The organism is Pseudomonas sp. JL3, from assembly GCF_031570575.1.
Lineage (GTDB): Bacteria > Pseudomonadota > Gammaproteobacteria > Pseudomonadales > Pseudomonadaceae > Aquipseudomonas > Aquipseudomonas cucumis.
Genome location: NZ_JAKWJK010000001.1, coordinates 407,913 through 423,922 on the forward strand (window position 1 = coordinate 407,913; position 16,010 = coordinate 423,922).

Here is a 16,010-nt window from a genome sequence, read left to right on the forward strand (position 1 = left end):
TCACACCCCCGACAGTTGCAACGGCAGTTCCCGCAGACGCTGCCCGGTCAGGGCAAACACCGCGTTCGCTACTGCCGGCGCCACGGGCGGCACACCGACCTCGCCGATGCCGCCGGGTTTGTCGCTGCTGGGGACGATATGCACCTCGACCACCGGCATCTCGTTCAGGCGCAGGACCTGATAGTCGTGATAATTGGACTGTTCCACCTGACCGTTCTTGAACGTCAGTTTGCTGTGCAAGGTAAATCCGAGACCGAAGGTGATGCCCGATTCCATCTGCGCGGCGATCCCCTGCGGGTTGACCGCAATGCCGCAATCCACGGCACACACCACCCGGTGCACTCGAATCGCCAGGTTGTCCTGGGACACCTCGGCCACCTGGGCGACATAACTACCGAAGGACTCGTGCACCGCCACGCCCAAGGCATGGCCGTCCGGCAACGGTGCTTTCCAGTTGGCTTTCTCTACCGCCAGATTCAGCACGCCCAAATGCCGTGGATGCGCCTTGAGCAAGGCGCGTCGGTATTCCACCGGATCCTTGCCGGCGGCGTCTGCCAGTTCATCGATCAGCGATTCCATGACGAATGCCGTGTGGGTGTGCCCCACCGAACGCAGCCACAGCACGCTGATGCCGGTTTGCGGTGAATGCAGTTCGACCTGGTGATTGGCCAACCCCACAAGGTAAGGGCTGTCTGCCACGCCTTCGACGGAGGTTTTGTCGACGCCGTCCTTGACCATGGTCGCCGCGAACGAGGTGCCCGTCAGGATCGACTGCCCGACCAGCACATGCTTCCAGGCCATTGGCATTCCGTCGGCACTCAGCCCAATGCGTGCCTGATGCAGGAATGCCGAACGGTAGTAACCGCCGCGAATGTCATCCTCTCGGGCCCAAACAGTTTTCACCGGCCCGCCCGCTGCCTTGGCGACGTACACGGCTTCGCTGACAAAATCCGAGGTCGGATTGGCCCGACGCCCGAAGCCGCCGCCGAGGAATTGGGTGTGGATCTCGACCTGTTCGGGTTTGAGCCCGCTGATCTTCCCCGCGATCATCTGATCCAGCGTCTGAAACTGCGTGCCGGTCCAGATTTCGCATTTATCCTTGGAGATTTTCACCGTGCAATTGAGCGGTTCCATCGGCGCGTGAGCCAGGTACGGCACGCTGTATTCGGCCTCAATCGTCTTCGCTGCTTTGCCCAGCGTCGCTGCCGTATCTCCAGCCTGACTGGCGGAAGTGCCGGGGGTGGCGGCGAGCTTACGGAAGCTCTCCAGCAGCTGTTGGCTGTCGAGCCCGGCGTTCGGCCCCAGGTCCCATTCGACCCTCAGCGCATCGCGCCCCAGCTTCGCCGCCCAATAATGATCGGCAATCACCGCGACCCCCGTGGGCACCTGCACCACTTTGTGCACGCCCGGCACCGCCAGTGCCTCGGCGCCTTCGAAGGATTTGACGCTGCCACCGAACACCGGTGGGCGAGCGACCATCGCCGTCATCAGCCCATCGAATTGCACGTCCATGCCGAACTTCGCCTGTCCGTTGATTTTCTCCGGGGTGTCGAGGCGCTTGGTGGGTTTGCCGATGACCTTCCAGTCCTTGGCTTCCTTGAACTTGATCGAGGCCGGATCAGGCACCGGCAGCTTGCCGGCGTCATCCGCGAGTTCGCCGTAAGTGGCGCGTTTGTCGCCGGCGATGACCACGCCCGATTCGGTGCGGATCTGCGAAGGCGCCACATCGAATCGCTTGGCCGCCGCCTCAATCAGCATCAAGCGCGCCGCCGCCCCTGCCTGGCGATAGCGGTCGAACTCCATCCAGGTCGACGTCGAACCGCCGGTAATCTGCATCCCGCCAAATCCCGGCAGGCCATAATCAGCAGCCGAGGCTGGCGCGTGTTCGACACGGATTTTCGACCAGTCGGCGTCCAGCTCTTCGGCGATCAACATGGTCAGGCCGGTCCAGATGCCCTGGCCCATTTCCGAATGGCCGAGCAGCACGGTGATGCTGTTGTCATTGCCAATGCGTAAAAAGGCATTGGGGGCGAAGACGTTTCCTTGATTCTCGGCGCCCAAGGCAAAGCGATTGGCCCCCGGAATGACAAACGCCACCACCAGACCACCGACCAACACTGCACTGCCCTTGAGAAAATCGCGACGCGAGACAGGGTTGATTCTGTTCATGGGTCAGCTCCCTTCGACGTGGTATCAACCGATCTCGGCGGCGCGTTTGACCGCGGCGCGGATTCTTGGGTAGGTGCCGCAGCGGCAGATGTTGCCGGACAGCGCCTGGTCGATGTCACTGTCGGTGGGCTTGGGGATCTTCGCCAGCAACGCGGCCGCCGACATGATCTGCCCCGACTGGCAATAACCGCACTGCACCACGTCGAGTTCGGCCCAGGCTTGCTGAACCGGGTGCGAGCCATCGGCGGACAAGCCTTCGATGGTGAGAATTTTCTGCCCGTGGGCCACCGCCGTGGCGGGTGTGATGCAGGAGCGCAGCGGCGCGCCGTCGACGTGCACGGTGCAGGCGCCGCACTGGGCCATGCCGCAACCGAATTTGGTGCCCGTCAGGTGCGCGACATCGCGCAGCACCCAGAGCAACGGCATGTCCGCCGGGACATCCAGTTCCTGGTCCTTGCCATTGATGTTAAGGGTCAGCATTGCGGGTTTCCTCAGACTCACGGTGTTCTGAAGGGGCGCCTCTGCCGCGACGCCATCATTTTTGTGCAGGAGCGAGCGGTGCGGCGATCCGACTTGCCCGCGAAGAACGATAACGCGGTGTGACAGCAATGACGCCTTCGCGAGCAAGCTTCGCTCCTACAAGGTCGGCGGGTTACGCGCGCCTCCCTACAGCTAAGCGCAATTTGACCCACAAGCCATGTTCATCGACCACCGGTCGCTTCCCATTCTCCCGACTTGTCGATCTATGGCACAACCGGACCACTACAGGCTGACTACGCTGATAATCCAGAGTGATTAACCCGCAGAGGAGCACCGCCATGCACCGCGTTCAAAAACTCACGCCTTGCCTGTGGTTCGACGATCAGGCCGAGGAAGCCGCGAAGTTTTACTGCGCAATCTTCGATCATTCAAAAATCGCCGGCATCACCCATTACGGCAAGGCCGGTCAGGAAATCCATGGCCGCCCGGAAGGTTCGGTGATGACCGTCAGTTTCGAGCTCGATGGGCAGAGCTTCACAGGCCTTAACGGTGGCCCGGTTTTCAAGTTCAATGAGGCGATCTCATTCCAGGTCAATTGCCACACTCAGGAAGAAGTCGACCACTTCTGGGGGCGCCTGTCTGCGGGCGGTCCCGTTGAAGCCCAGCAATGCGGCTGGCTCAAGGATAAATTCGGCGTGTCGTGGCAGGTCGTGCCGGTGGTTCTGATGGACATGATGAAAGACCCCGACACAGCCAAGTCCCAGCGCGCCATGGCAGCGATGCTGCAAATGAAAAAACTCGACATCGCCACGCTGCAACGAGCCTTTGATGGCGAGAGCTAATACACTCCAAAGCTGACCCGCCGAGGACACCGAGATGAAGCACAGCGTCGCCAAAGATACAGACAAAGCCCCGCGCTTCTGGCGCGACGACGCCCTGCCCTTCATCGAAGCCCGCTCCATCGCCGACGGTCGCGAGGTCTGCTACAGCCGGCATTCCCACGCGCATTTTTCTATTGGGGCGATCACCGCCGGGCACAGCACCTATATCCACGAGCAATCGGAGTTTCAGGTCAGCGCCGGCACCGTGGTGCTGATGAACCCCGGCGATGTGCATGCCTGCAATCCGATCGACGACCAGCCGTGGTCGTACCTGATGCTGTACGTCGAGACGCCCTGGCTGACCGATTTGCAGCATCAGCTCGGCTTCAGCGAGGACTCGGCGTTTCGTCGGTTCTCCACCACCCACAATCGTGACGTCGAGCTGTTTACCGGACTGAAGAGTTTGTACGAGATATTGGTCGATCAGCAGCAAGACGTGCTGTACAAGCACAGCGCGGCGGTGGAGTTTTTCACCGAGGTGCAACAGCGGCTCAATCCCATCGATCAACCGCTGCGCGAACCCAATTTCAAGCTGGAACGCGCCGCCGACTACATCCGCGACAACTGCACGCACCCGCTCAAGCTCGAAGACATTTGCGAGGCGGCCCAACTGTCGCCGTCCTACCTGATCCGCGCGTTCAAGCAGCATTACGGCATGACGCCCCATGCGTTCCTGATCAACCGACGCATCCAGTTCGCCCGGGATCAACTGCGCAGCGGCAGGTTGATCGCCGACGTGGCGCTGGAAGCCGGGTTTGCCGATCAGGCGCATTTTCAGCGGGCGTTCAAACAGCATCTGGCGGCGACGCCGGGGCAGTATCGCGGGTGACCGCAACAAACCAGCTCCCTCACCGCCGATCACGGCGTCATATAGACGAATATGGAAGTAAAGTCTGGTCTGTCGAGGTGTGTGAAGGTAGTGCCGTCCCACCTAACATTCCAATAGCCGAGAGTACCGGCAGAAGTTGATGTCCACGAGCCATGAACCTTGCCTGGAATCTGATAAGCCGCCGGAGTAAAGCTAAGGTAGTTATTTTGAAGTTCGGATTGAGAAAACAATCTTCCACCGTCAACAGCGGCAATTTGAGTGGCTTCCCGCCAGCTTCTTAGTTCCCAGTTAAAGACCACCCGTTGTACTTGGCCGGACGTAGTCACGGTAAAGCTCTTGGTCTGATTCGCGGCATCCTTGGCCGTGATAGTGGCGGCACCGTTCGCCCTGGCAAAAACCCTCCCGCGCTGATCTACCGACGCGAAATTCTCATCGCTGGAGAGATAAACGATATTGCCTACTCCCCCAGTAGCCTTTCGATCGACATAGCTACCAACTCGAGGGTTGGACGGCCACAAGTATTCAGGATACTGAGGTGGAAAAGGGTTCACGTAATACCGTGTGCCTGACAAGAAAACAGGAGATACATCCATTACCAGCTCAGGCAAAGCTGTACCCACCACCTGCGCCTGAGCCTCTTTGGAAACCCCAATGACCTTCCCACCCCTGATCTGCTCATAAACGACATGCACTTTACTGTCGGCAATGATCTTAACGTTGGGAATATCCACCGACATTTGCCCCGGCACCGGCCCGATCGTCAGTGTCACCTCATAGGTGGCCACCACGGTGCCGTTGCCGTCCACGGCGGTGAATGTCACATGGATCTCATCCCCCGGCTGCCAGAGCGATGCGATCAGATGGATCAACGCCCACAACGGCCCGCCGTTCAGCTTGCCCAGATCGACAATGCTCGGGTTGTCATTGTTCTCACTCAGGATCTCGCGAAGGATCGCCATCTCCAGTTCGTTTCGGTCGAGATGAACGTCAATCAGGCAGAGCTCCGACCAGTGATCATGCGGAGTGAACTGGCCCTGCGGCGACGTACCCGAAAGGTTGCCCACCTGGCTGACCACGTTGTACCTGATCGGGAACTGGGGGTTGTTCGGATCGTTGGCGAAATCATTAGCGAAGAGCGTGAGGACGACCGGCTTCGTCTCGGGGTTGGGATCCTGCGGTGTCGGGACGATCTGGTGCTTGATGATCTGACCGCCGCAATCAATGGTCAGCGTGTCATACAGCCGTTTGTGCGGATAATCCATTTCTAGGATCACACCCTTTGCCACCTCGCCGGGGCCAACGCTTTTCGGGTTGACGTCGATGCTCAACCGCGAATGCCCCACGCCCGCAACCGGATCTTCACCGGCTGGCGCATTGACGCTGTACAACACCTTAAGCTCTGCCGAATCCTCGTTGCCCGATTGGCGCTTGACCCTGCATTGAAACGTATTGACGCCATCCGTCAGCAACCCCAATGGCAGGCGCAGCTCGACCGCTTTGGTGTCGTCCATGACGATCTCGCTGTCGACCGGCGTTGGGCTGCCATTCAGCAACAGATCAACGACTTCATACTTCACCTGCCCCAGCCATGGCCCGAACAGCACCACAAGGCCCAACGGATCCTGGTAGTAATTGACGATGGACAATCCGACATCAGCGGTCGGATGAGTGATGGGGGACGTTTGCAGTGGAATGAAGGGGGGGGTCAGGGCGAAAATGCCGATGGACGCGGAGGCTGGATTGTTCATGGCGCAGGGCTCGCGATGTGATGAAGGGTTCGTCTCATCAAACCTGCGGGACGGCGAATTCGCTACTGTCAGATCTGACAGTAGCGATGAATGGTCGGGCAGAGGAAATTGAAAGATCAGTCACACACCTGGGGCATGTCAGGCTGCGATCTTGATCGTTCCCGAAAGCGCCCTGCGCATGGCCACCATAAAGGCTTCCCCTCAACCATAGAATCTCCCACAGGGAAAGCATTGGCAATAAGAGTGGTGCCGGGAACCACCATCGCAAACCTACGGCAACAACAAATACCCCGCACTCACCGCCAGCAACAACGCCATGCCCCGATTGAACAGGCGCATCCCCGCCGGATTGCTCAGGTAGCCGCGCAAAAACGTCCCGGCATACACCCAGCAACCTACCGACAAGTAGCAGATCACCAGATACACCGCCGCAAACTGCCACACCAGCCGCGCTTCGCCATCGGCGACAAATGCGCCCATCCCCGCCACACACGCCAGCCAGGCTTTCGGGTTGAGCCATTGCATGACCGCGCCATACAGCATCGACGGCGCCCGTCCCGACTCCTTGGCATCGAGCTGACCGTTATCAGTGGCCAATTTGAAAGCCATGAACAACAGAAACGCCACGCCGGCCCACTGCACCACCCGCGTCAGCACCGGCCAATGCTGCAACACCTCATGCAATCCCAGCCCCATCAACACCAACAACAGCACGAAACCCAAAGTCGCCCCGGCCACATGCCGCTGACTGGCGCGAAAGCCGAACTGCGCGCCAGAGCTCAACGCCACGATGTTCACCGGTCCAGGGGTAATGGAAGCCGCCAGCGCAAACGCGGCCATGGAAAGAATCAGACTCATCGCACACCTACTTCAATTCAGTTGAACCAGGCTTCACGGTAAAGAGCCGCCTGAACGCCGTATTGAAGAAAACTCCCCTCTGCGTTATTGCAAGCCTGTCGGGGCCTATACTTCAAGAGTCGGCACACTCGAAGCGGCATGCAATCGTGTTGGATGTAGGGGGTATCGCGTCGAGTGATCGTTCACGCAGGCCCCAGCCTGCCTTCGTCGTAGGGAGGAGAAGATCATGGCGCGTAAATACATCGACTGCCGCGAGTTTCCAAGCGATTCCAAATGCTCGGTCGCGCTGTCCGCAGACTCTGAAAACGAACTGCTCGAGGCCGCTGCACAGCATGCGGTCAGTGTTCACAAGCACACCGATTCACCGGAACTGCGTGCTCAACTGAAGACAATGTTTCACGACGGCACCCCGCCAGTTGAAGCACCGCGTCCCGCTTGATAAGGAGATCCCTCCGTAGGAGCTGCCGAAGGCTGCTCCTACGGGGAATCGGGATGGATGGGAGACCTTGGTTGATGTCAGGTGTCGGCGCTTGCTCAATTCACTTGAGCGCTTCAGAAAACTCGTTGGCTTGATGGGTTTCTTTCTGCCAACTCTATGCACTTCAGCGCCAGGATTGTCGTCGGGTCGACAAGCGCCACGGTGTGCCCATTGATTTCAAACGCCTCGCAATGGTCGAGCACCAGGGGCAATTCCGTACACTCCAGGATCAGAACCCCCGCCCCCAAGAAAAAAAGAAAAAAGGGACAGACCACGATTTAAGGCGAATGCCTGGCAATCGTAGTCTGTCCCCTGTTTTTCCTTTCGGCCAAAAGTGGCCGATGGTCGTTGCATTTCGCTTGTCGCCGGCGTTTGGCTAAGCTGAATAAACCGGGACGAACTGAAACCTTAGTAATGGCGACCATCAACGGATCTGGATTGGCATCAAGACGGTAACTCCCAAAGGAGACGACCATGTATGCAGTTATAAGAACCTACTTGGGTGCTGGTGCAAAGCAGCTTTTCGATCTTTTAGAACAGCGCAAGGCTGACGTCGAAGCTACCCTGCGGACAGTGCCTGGCCTGGTAAGCTACACACTGCTGAATACGGGTGATGGCGGTACGTCGGTGACTGTTTGCACGGACAAGGCCGGCAGCGATGCGAGCTTGAAAGTCGCACGCGACTGGATTCAGAAAAATGCCTCCAATATCCAGGCGAACCCGCCGATCGTGACGGAAGGTCCGGTCATTGTGCAGATCCAATAGCGCGTCTTTCCAGTTGATCCTACCTTAGAAGGGACAGGCGACGATTTAAGGCAAATGCCGAGCAATCGTGGTCTGTCCCCTGTTTTTAGCAATCGTGGTCTGTCCCCTGTTTTTCTTTCAATCTTCAAAGCCCCCTGAACCGCTCAGGACAGGCCGCTCACGACCGGTTGAATCTACTGCCGCAGCCGATAAAACCTCGATAGGTTCGCTCAAGGGTGTACTATCAAGCCCTGTCCATCAGATATCAGTTAGCCATGTCCACGCTAAGCGAAGAGAGCCGTCAGATCCTAGCTTCTCTGACGCACCGCGTTGGCCCCAACGCTGACATTGCAACAACTGCACAAGCGATCACTTCAATATTGCAGAATATGGACACTGCCCTCACGCCCATCATTGGCCAGCAAGGGGTTGCCGCGCTTTATCGCCGCAGCCTTCATCTGTGCGCCGCCAATCATCCTCGCCTGGCCGGCACTTATGACAGTGTGCAGGCCTCCCTGGATCTGACGGCCCTCAAGTCCGTACTCGTGGAACAAAGCGAAGCCGATGCGTTGTTTTTCGGTGAAGTATTGCTGACCACCTTCTACGAGCTGCTGACCACGCTGATCGGGCCCTCGCTCACCGCACGTTTGCTTCGTGGTGTGTGGGAACCTTCTTTGAGCGACACCCCTTCGCAGGAAAATTCGCCATGAGCACCAAAGTGACTATCAACCGTCTGGCCACCGGTGTGCCAGGACTGGACGAGGTGCTGGGCGGAGGATTGCCGGAGTTTTCGTTCAACCTGATCGCAGGCCCACCAGGTTGCGGCAAAACCACCCTCGCGCACCAGATGATGTTTGCCCTGGCGACGCCCGAACGTCCGGCGCTGTTCTTCACCGTACTGGGCGAGCCGCCGCTGAAGATGCTGCGTTATCAGCAGCAATTCGACTTTTTCGACAACGAAGCGATTAACCAGTCGATTCGCTACGTCAACCTGGCCGATGACACCCTGGCCGGTAATCTGGACGAAGTGTTGCGGCGCATCGTCAGCGAGGTCGAGGCGCACTCTCCGGCGCTGGTGTTCGTCGACTCCTTTCGTTCTGTAGTGCTGGCGAGTCAGACCCAGGACAACCCGAACAACAACCTGCCACAGTTCGTTCAGCAACTGGGCATGTTGATGACCACCTGGCAGGCGACGACTTTCCTGATCGGCGAGTATTTCACCGAAACCGATACCAACCCGATTTTCACCGTGGCCGATGGCCTGATCTGGCTGCGCCAGAGCGTTCAGCGCAACTCCATGGTGCGCAAGATGGAAATCATGAAGATGCGTGGCCAGCCGACACTGCCAGGGCTGCATACCTTCCGCATCGCGACGTCGGGGATCAAGGTCTTTGCGCCAGCGGCACCCAACCCGGCTGAAGCGCCGTTGGAGTTCCCCATCAAGCGCCTGAAAATGGGCGTTGCTCAGCTCGACGAGATGCTCGGCGGCGGCCTGCCTCGGGGCTATTCCTTGCTGGTAGCCGGGCCGTCGGGCTCGGGCAAAAGCATTCTGGCGGCGAGCTTCCTGGCCGAGGGCGCGCGCAATGGCGAAACCGGGGTGATCGCGGTGTTCGAACAACGGCCCAATCACTCTCAAAACACCACCCTCGCGGATCTGATCCAGAGCGGACAGGTCGGTCTGGTGGACAGCCGAGCTCCGGACCTGTCCATCGACGAGATCGTGCAGTTGCTGTTGAGCGAGATCACCCGGCTGAAAGCCACCCGCGTAGTGATCGACTCACTGTCGGGCTTCGAACTGGCGCTGGCGCCGACCTTCCGCGAGGACTTCCGCGAATCACTGTCGCGCATGGTCACTGCGCTGACCAGCGCCGGAGTCAGTGTACTCATGACCTCGGAGCTGGAAGACCGCTACACCGACCTGCGTTTCAGCCCTTACGGTACGGCGTTTCTCACCGACGCAATCATCGTTCAGCGCTATATTGAAGTGCAGAGTCGCTTGTTGCGCATCATGGCCGTGGTCAAGGTCCGGGCCAGCACTCACTCCGATGAACTGCGCCTGTACCGCATCGACGACAACGGTTTACAGATCGGCGAGATGTTGCCGGAACAGGAAGGTTTACTCGGTGGGCGGCCAACCCGGCAGCGTTTCAACAAGACAACGGATGAGCAAAAATAATGGATGACGCCGATGGCAAGAACGAGCAAGCGAAGGCCACTGCCGCTCGCGAACTGTTCTTGCTCGGCCAAAAAACCGTCGAGGCGCGCGCGGTGTTGTCGGCACTGAAAAAGGAGCTGAGTAATGCCAACACCCAGCTCGCCGATAACCAGCAGATCGAGCAACTGATCGAGGCCAATCAGCAATTAGTCTTGGCGATCCTCCTGGCGCAGTCCGATGCTGCAAAGCCAAAACGCACGCAGGAAGAACAACGCCTGTTTCTAGAGATGCGCGAGGCCAACGAGCAATTGGTGATCGCCGCCCTTAGCGCGCAACATTTGCAAGCCTCCGCCGAACAAACGTTGACGCAACAACGCAACGCCCTCGCCCAGATAGCCCACGAGCTGCGCAACCCGCTGACGCCCATCAGCATGATCGCCGGGCGCCTGGTGCGAGTGCCCAGTGAAGAACTACCGCGTATGCAGAGGTTAATCGAAGGTCAGGTACAGCACATGTCTCGATTGGTGGAAGACTTGCTCGATGTGTCCAGGGCCAGCACCGGCAAGTTTCACCTCAATTGCCGCATCGTGGACATGGCGCAAATCATCCAGGAGGCCATCGATGCGTGTAGCCCGGTAATGGCGGCTCACCATTTGCATTTCACGGCCAAGTTGCCCGAAGGTGCGCTGGTGGTGAACGGTGACCCAGTGCGGCTCACTCAGATCCTCGGCAATCTGCTGGGCAATGCGGCCAAATATACACAGGTAGATGGTACGGTCACGCTTTCGGTGGCCACTGAAGCCGATCTGCTGCGAATGAGTATTTGCGATAACGGCATCGGTATTTCTGCCACGGCGCTGCCGTTTATCTTCGAGTCCTTTGTCCAGGATGCTCACGCGGTCGGCTTCAACGGCGCAGGCCTGGGCATAGGTCTGACGGTAGTGCGTGAGTTGGTTCAAGCCCACGGTGGCAGCGTGACCGGCAAAAGCGAGGGTAATGGCAAGGGAAGCGAGTTCGTGGTGACGTTACCGTTGGCGAGCCATTGACGCCTCTTTGATGTTAGTTGGTCGAAAACGGCCATTCGTATTCAAAAACGGCCTTAACCAAGGCCGTTTTTTTAGGGGACACTCATTAGCCAACGCAAGGTGTACGGCGATTCGCATCCACCGCTGTATGGGTCAAGCCCCTCGTCACTCATGATAAAAATACGGCTCTCGTTACTGGAGACGTCGTTATGGACCTCGCTACCCTCTCGCTATTTCTGCCGGCCTGCTTCGCCCTGAACATGGCCCCCGGCCCGAACAATCTGTTGTCGGTCAGCAACGCCACTCGCTATGGCTATCGTCGCGCCTGCGTGGCCGGCGTCGGTCGCTTGCTGGCGTTTGCCGGAATGATCGCCTTGGCCGCCGCCGGATTGTCGGTGGTGCTGCAAACCTCGGAATGGCTGTTCTACGCGATCAAGATCATCGGCGCCGCCTACCTGTTGTACCTGGCTTGGCAATTGTGGCGTGCCAATCCCGAGGCCGAACAGCTTGTGACCGGCGCTCCAGTTGGAATTGTCGCTCTGGCGCGGCAGGAGTTCCTGGTAGCCGCAGGCAATCCCAAAGCTATCTTGCTATTCACCGCATTCCTGCCGCAGTTCGTCGACCCGACCCAGCCGGTAGCCGCGCAATTCATGGTGCTCGGCACGTTGTTCCTGCTGCTGGAGTGGATCGCCATCAGCGCCTACGCCTACATGGGCCTGCACATGCGCCGCTGGTTCGCCGAGCCACGGGGCAAGCGGATATTCAACCGTTGCTGCGCGGGGTTGTTGTCGGCAGCGGCTTCGATGCTGTTGATGGCGAAACGGGCCTGATCTTTACCCTTGGGACGGCCCTTTCAGTTCGACCTGGTTGCCGTCCGGATCGAAGCAATAGATCGACAACCCGTGGCCTTCGGCGCCAAAACGCACGGCGGCTTTCTCGGGCGTCAGGCCGAAGGACTGCAAGTGACTGACCAGCGCTTCCTCGTCGAACGGTTCAATGCGCAGGCAGAAGTGATCGACGTTGCGCCGTTCGTGGCCAGCGCCAGCACCGCCCTTGCGGCCGAGTTCGCCCTGGATGTCGACGAGGTCGATCATCGAGGTGCCTGCACGCAAATGCACCATGCCCAGATCGTCGCGGCGCTTGACCAGTTCGGCGCCGAATACCTCGCCGTAAAAAGTGGTGCTTCGTTCGAGATCCTTGACGCGCAGGACGATGTGATCGATGTGTTTGATCGTAAACGGTTGCATTAGGATGATTCCTGAAAATATCGTTTACAGGATTATCGGTGACCCGATGACTGTAGCTCAGGGCCACAAAAATTCACTGTCGATTTTCCGGTGGAGGCGCCGGGCGACGCGGCATATGCTCAGCCCATGAACCTACAAAACGCTGTGCTTCCGCCCCACGCCGAGATGGTTCGCGCCATGCTCGAACGCGACACCGCCTACGAGGGGGTGTTCTTTACCGCGGTCAAAACCACTGGCATTTTCTGCCGCCCCGGCTGTACGGCGCGTAAACCGAAGCCGGAAAACGTCGAGTTCTTCGCCCATGCCGACGAGGCGATGTCGGCGGGCTATCGGGCCTGCCTGCGCTGCAAGCCGCTGGACGCCGCGGCCATCGCGCCGGACTGGGTGCAGCGGCTGCTAAAATCCGTAGACGCCGATCCCGACCTGCGCTGGAGCGATGCCCAGTTGCTCGCCGAGGGCATCGAGCCGCTGAAACTGCGCCGCTGGTTCAAGCAGCATTTCGGCATGACCTTTCACGCCTGGCTGCGCAGCCGGCGCCTGGGTATCGCCCTCGGTGGTATCAAACAGGGCGAATCCATCGACAACGCCGCGTTCGACTCCGGCTACGAATCCCTGAGCGGTTTTCGCGATGCGTTTCAAAAGTCGTTCCATATCACGCCCGGCCGCGCCGCCCACAGCGAGCCACTGCTGTTCACTCGGCTGACCACCCCGCTGGGGCCGATGATCGCCATGGCCGAACAGCGTGGGCTGGTGCTGCTGGAGTTTCTCGATCGACCGGCACTGACCAAGGAAATCGAAGAATTGCAAAACCGTTATGGCTACGCCGTGGCACCTGGACACAACGGGCATTTGCAGCAAATCGAGGAAGAACTGGCGCAATACTTCGCTGGTAAACGAACCGAATTCAACGTGCCACTGCACCTGCCCGGCAGCGCTTTCGCCCGGCAGGTGTGGGCCGAGCTGATGAAAATTCCCTACGGCCAGACCACTACTTATGGCGCCATCGCCGCTCAACTCGGCAAGCCCGGCGCCAGTCGCGCCGTGGGCCTGGCCAATGGACAAAACCGCTTGGCGATTATCCTGCCCTGTCACCGGGTGATCGGGGCAGACGGCTCGTTGACCGGCTATGGTGGAGGACAACCGCGCAAGGCGTTTCTGCTCAGGCTGGAAAGCGCCGCGGTGCAAATCACTGAACAACTCGCATTCTGATCACTCCGCCATTTCTTTTCAGAAAGTCATAAGGAAGGACATTCGATGGACACACTCGACAATCAATTCCACCAATTGCACCAGAGCGGCCTGCTGATTCTGACCAACGTTGCCGATGCCACCGGGGCGCGACTGGTTGAACAGTTGGGCAGCAAGGCCGTCGCCACCAGCAGTGCGGCGGTGGCTTGGGTTCATGGTTATCCGGATGGCAACACCTTGCCGCTTGAGCGTCTCGTTTGCACCGTCGAATCCATCGCCCGAGTCATCACGGTGCCGTTGACTGTGGACATTGAGGCCGGTTATTCCGATGACCTGGGTCGGGTCGCGGAAGTGATCGACGCAGTCATCGCCGCCGGTGCCGTGGGGATCAATATCGAGGACGGCGTGTCGTCGCCCGAACTGCTGGCCCGCAAGATCGAAATCGCTCGTCAGGTCGCCGATCACCGGGACGTGAAGCTATTCATCAACGCCCGCACCGACGTGTATCTCAAGGGCTTGGTACCGGCCGAAGATCGCGTCGCAGAGACACTCAAACGGGCCGCGTTGTATCAGGCCGCCGGTGCCGACGGGCTGTTCGCGGCGGGCGTCACGGCGGCCTATGAGATCGAAGCGTTGTGCCATGGCACGACGCTGCCGGTGAACGTACTAGGTCTCGCGGGCCTGCCTTCGCCTGAAGAGCTGCAAGCCCTCGGCGTGCGCCGTTTGAGCGCCGGCTCGAGCATCGCCGAATTCCTCTACGGCGCCATGGCATCGTTGGCGAAAAGCTTTCTGCAAACCGGAAAACTCGATAGCAGCGACCTCAAGGCCTTCACTTATGGCCAAGTGAACGCCCTGCTGGCCCCCGCCGGCAAAGTTTGACCGCAAGCAATGGAGTGCGGCGCTACGGGGGGGCAGCTAATCTCCCCGCAGTCACCCGCGCTTCAGGATGCTCCATGCCCGATACCTATCAACTGGCCAGCGAATTTCTCTCGGCCGTCGACGCCGACTGGCAACGCCACATCAGCGCCGTCGGCCCCTGCCTGCATCAGCCCCATGCGGCCCGCGATCCTTATGAGTCGCTGGTGCGAGCGATTGCCTATCAGCAACTGCATGCAAAGGCCGGCGATGCGATTGTTGGCCGGCTGCTGGCATTGTTTCCGGCGAGCACCTTCCCCAGGCCTGAGCAGATTCTGGCGACAGACTTCGAGCAACTGCGCGGTTGCGGGTTTTCCGCCAGCAAGATCGCGACCATTCAGGGCATCGCTCAGGCGGCTCTGGACGGCATCGTTCCGGATTACGCCACGGCCCTGGCCATGGACGATGAAGCGTTGATCGAGCGCTTGATTACCTTGCGCGGCGTCGGGCGCTGGACGGTTGAAATGCTGCTGATCTACAGCCTGGAGCGGGCGGACATTTTGCCGGCCGATGACTTTGGCGTGCGCGAAGGTTATCGACGGCTGAAGGGGTTGGAGGTCCAACCGACTCGCAAGCAAATGATTGAAATCGGGTTGGCGTGGCGCCCTTATCGGACGGTGGCGGCGTGGTACTTGTGGCGGGTGCCCAGCCGGTAGACCGCGTTATCGTTCATCGCGGGCACATCCAACATAAATCCAACGGTCCAGGAACACTGACAGTCTAGGCTGTCTTGAGCCATCCCAAGATCCAACGGAGGTTCCCATGCAGCTCGAAGGCTCCTGCCATTGCGGCGCAGTGTCGTTCAGCCTGACCAGCACCCACCCCTACCCTTATCAACGCTGCTATTGCTCGATCTGTCGCAAAACCCAGGGCGGTGGCGGTTATGCGATCAACATCGCTGGCGATGCCGCCAGCCTCAAGGTGCACGGTCGCAAGCACATCTCGATTTACCATGCGCGGCTCAAGGACGAAGGTGATAAACGCGCCCGCCGCAGCACCGCCGAGCGGCATTTCTGTTCCGTTTGCGGCTCGGGATTGTGGGTGTTCAGTCCTGAATGGCCGGACCTTGTTCACCCCTTCGCCTCGGTCATCGACACGGCGCTGCCGGTGCCACCCGAGCACACGCACGTGATGCTCGGTTCGAAAGCATCGTGGGTGGAAATCCAGACACAGCCCGCTGATCGACAGTGCGATGTCTGGCCCGAAGAGTCCATCGCCCAATGGCATGAGCGCCTGGGTTTGAGCCGCTAAGCCATTCACAGTCTTTGACAGTTTCCCGACAAAGCTGTCAAA

General features: G+C 59.3%; 17 protein-coding genes and 1 pseudogene. 12 read left to right on the plus strand and 6 right to left on the minus strand.

The genetic code is table 11. The annotated features are described in order from the left end of the window. Positions 1–2,169 (minus strand): xanthine dehydrogenase family protein molybdopterin-binding subunit, encoded by a 2,169-nt coding sequence (locus tag MMG91_RS01650; protein ID WP_310658522.1) that lies wholly within the window; start codon positions 2,167–2,169, stop codon positions 1–3. Positions 2,170–2,193: 24 nt separating this feature from the next. Next, a complete protein-coding gene (locus MMG91_RS01655; RefSeq protein WP_007906916.1) occupies positions 2,194–2,649 on the minus strand; it encodes a (2Fe-2S)-binding protein in 456 nt (151 codons plus the stop codon). A 338-nt stretch (positions 2,650–2,987) separates the two neighbouring features. Between MMG91_RS01655 and MMG91_RS01660 the strand changes: the two genes are divergently transcribed. Together MMG91_RS01660 and MMG91_RS01665 are read left to right on the plus strand one after the other, a co-directional pair. Then, a complete protein-coding gene (locus tag MMG91_RS01660) occupies positions 2,988–3,491 on the plus strand; it encodes a VOC family protein (RefSeq protein ID WP_305506479.1) in 504 nt (167 codons plus the stop codon). A 34-nt stretch (positions 3,492–3,525) separates the two neighbouring features. Then, positions 3,526–4,359, plus strand: a complete 834-nt coding sequence (locus tag MMG91_RS01665; RefSeq protein WP_310658523.1) for an AraC family transcriptional regulator — start codon at positions 3,526–3,528, stop codon at positions 4,357–4,359. Positions 4,360–4,388: 29 nt separating this feature from the next. On the opposite strand, the gene MMG91_RS01670 is transcribed toward MMG91_RS01665, so the two are convergent. Beyond that, positions 4,389–6,107: an Ig-like domain-containing protein gene (locus MMG91_RS01670; RefSeq protein WP_310658524.1), complete on the minus strand. Its 1,719-nt coding sequence runs from the start codon at positions 6,105–6,107 to the stop codon at positions 4,389–4,391. Positions 6,108–6,377: 270 nt separating this feature from the next. Beyond that, entirely contained in the window at positions 6,378–6,965 is a 588-nt protein-coding gene (locus MMG91_RS01675) for a LysE family translocator (protein WP_305506475.1), read from the minus strand. Between the two features lie 226 nt (positions 6,966–7,191). On the opposite strand from MMG91_RS01675, the gene MMG91_RS01680 reads away from it, so the two are divergent. Continuing rightward, a complete protein-coding gene (locus tag MMG91_RS01680; protein WP_008074349.1) occupies positions 7,192–7,404 on the plus strand; it encodes a DUF1059 domain-containing protein in 213 nt (70 codons plus the stop codon). A gap of 113 nt (positions 7,405–7,517) precedes the next feature. On the opposite strand, the pseudogene MMG91_RS01685 reads toward MMG91_RS01680, so the two are convergent. Continuing rightward, positions 7,518–7,691, minus strand: a pseudogene (locus MMG91_RS01685) (aspartate racemase); the annotation flags it as partial. A 226-nt stretch (positions 7,692–7,917) separates the two neighbouring features. Here MMG91_RS01685 and MMG91_RS01690 point away from each other — a divergent pair. The 5 genes from MMG91_RS01690 (at position 7,918) to MMG91_RS01710 (ending at position 12,197) form a co-directional block, all read left to right on the plus strand. Next, the gene (locus MMG91_RS01690) at positions 7,918–8,208 is read left to right on the plus strand and encodes a hypothetical protein (RefSeq protein ID WP_310658525.1); all 291 of its coding nucleotides are present in this window, start codon (positions 7,918–7,920) and stop codon (positions 8,206–8,208) included. A gap of 215 nt (positions 8,209–8,423) precedes the next feature. Continuing rightward, positions 8,424–8,897, plus strand: coding sequence for a hypothetical protein (locus tag MMG91_RS01695; RefSeq protein ID WP_305449466.1), 474 nt, complete (start codon positions 8,424–8,426; stop codon positions 8,895–8,897). Beyond that, positions 8,894–10,363, plus strand: a complete 1,470-nt coding sequence (locus tag MMG91_RS01700) for an ATPase domain-containing protein (protein WP_305506473.1) — start codon at positions 8,894–8,896, stop codon at positions 10,361–10,363. Before MMG91_RS01695 ends, MMG91_RS01700 begins: the two co-directional genes overlap by 4 nt. Further along, the gene (locus MMG91_RS01705; protein WP_310658526.1) at positions 10,363–11,388 is read left to right on the plus strand and encodes a HAMP domain-containing sensor histidine kinase; all 1,026 of its coding nucleotides are present in this window, start codon (positions 10,363–10,365) and stop codon (positions 11,386–11,388) included. The genes MMG91_RS01700 and MMG91_RS01705 overlap by 1 nt, the downstream gene beginning before the upstream one ends. A 188-nt stretch (positions 11,389–11,576) precedes the next feature. Beyond that, positions 11,577–12,197, plus strand: coding sequence for a LysE family translocator (locus MMG91_RS01710; RefSeq protein ID WP_305506469.1), 621 nt, complete (start codon positions 11,577–11,579; stop codon positions 12,195–12,197). Between the two features lie 3 nt (positions 12,198–12,200). Here MMG91_RS01710 and MMG91_RS01715 read toward each other — a convergent pair whose 3' ends face one another. Next, positions 12,201–12,614, minus strand: coding sequence for a VOC family protein (locus MMG91_RS01715; RefSeq protein ID WP_310658527.1), 414 nt, complete (start codon positions 12,612–12,614; stop codon positions 12,201–12,203). 126 nt (positions 12,615–12,740) lie between these two features. Here MMG91_RS01715 and MMG91_RS01720 point away from each other — a divergent pair, with 126 nt between their 5' ends. The 4 genes from MMG91_RS01720 (at position 12,741) to MMG91_RS01735 (ending at position 15,968) form a co-directional block, all read left to right on the plus strand. Beyond that, a complete protein-coding gene (locus tag MMG91_RS01720) occupies positions 12,741–13,823 on the plus strand; it encodes a bifunctional transcriptional activator/DNA repair enzyme AdaA (RefSeq protein ID WP_305449461.1) in 1,083 nt (360 codons plus the stop codon). A gap of 45 nt (positions 13,824–13,868) precedes the next feature. After that, positions 13,869–14,681, plus strand: a complete 813-nt coding sequence (locus tag MMG91_RS01725; RefSeq protein ID WP_310658528.1) for an isocitrate lyase/phosphoenolpyruvate mutase family protein — start codon at positions 13,869–13,871, stop codon at positions 14,679–14,681. A gap of 74 nt (positions 14,682–14,755) precedes the next feature. Then, positions 14,756–15,373, plus strand: coding sequence for a DNA-3-methyladenine glycosylase (locus tag MMG91_RS01730; RefSeq protein WP_305449459.1), 618 nt, complete (start codon positions 14,756–14,758; stop codon positions 15,371–15,373). 106 nt (positions 15,374–15,479) lie between these two features. Further along, positions 15,480–15,968 (plus strand): GFA family protein, encoded by a 489-nt coding sequence (locus tag MMG91_RS01735; protein ID WP_305449458.1) that lies wholly within the window; start codon positions 15,480–15,482, stop codon positions 15,966–15,968. The last annotated feature ends 42 nt before the right edge of the window (positions 15,969–16,010 follow it).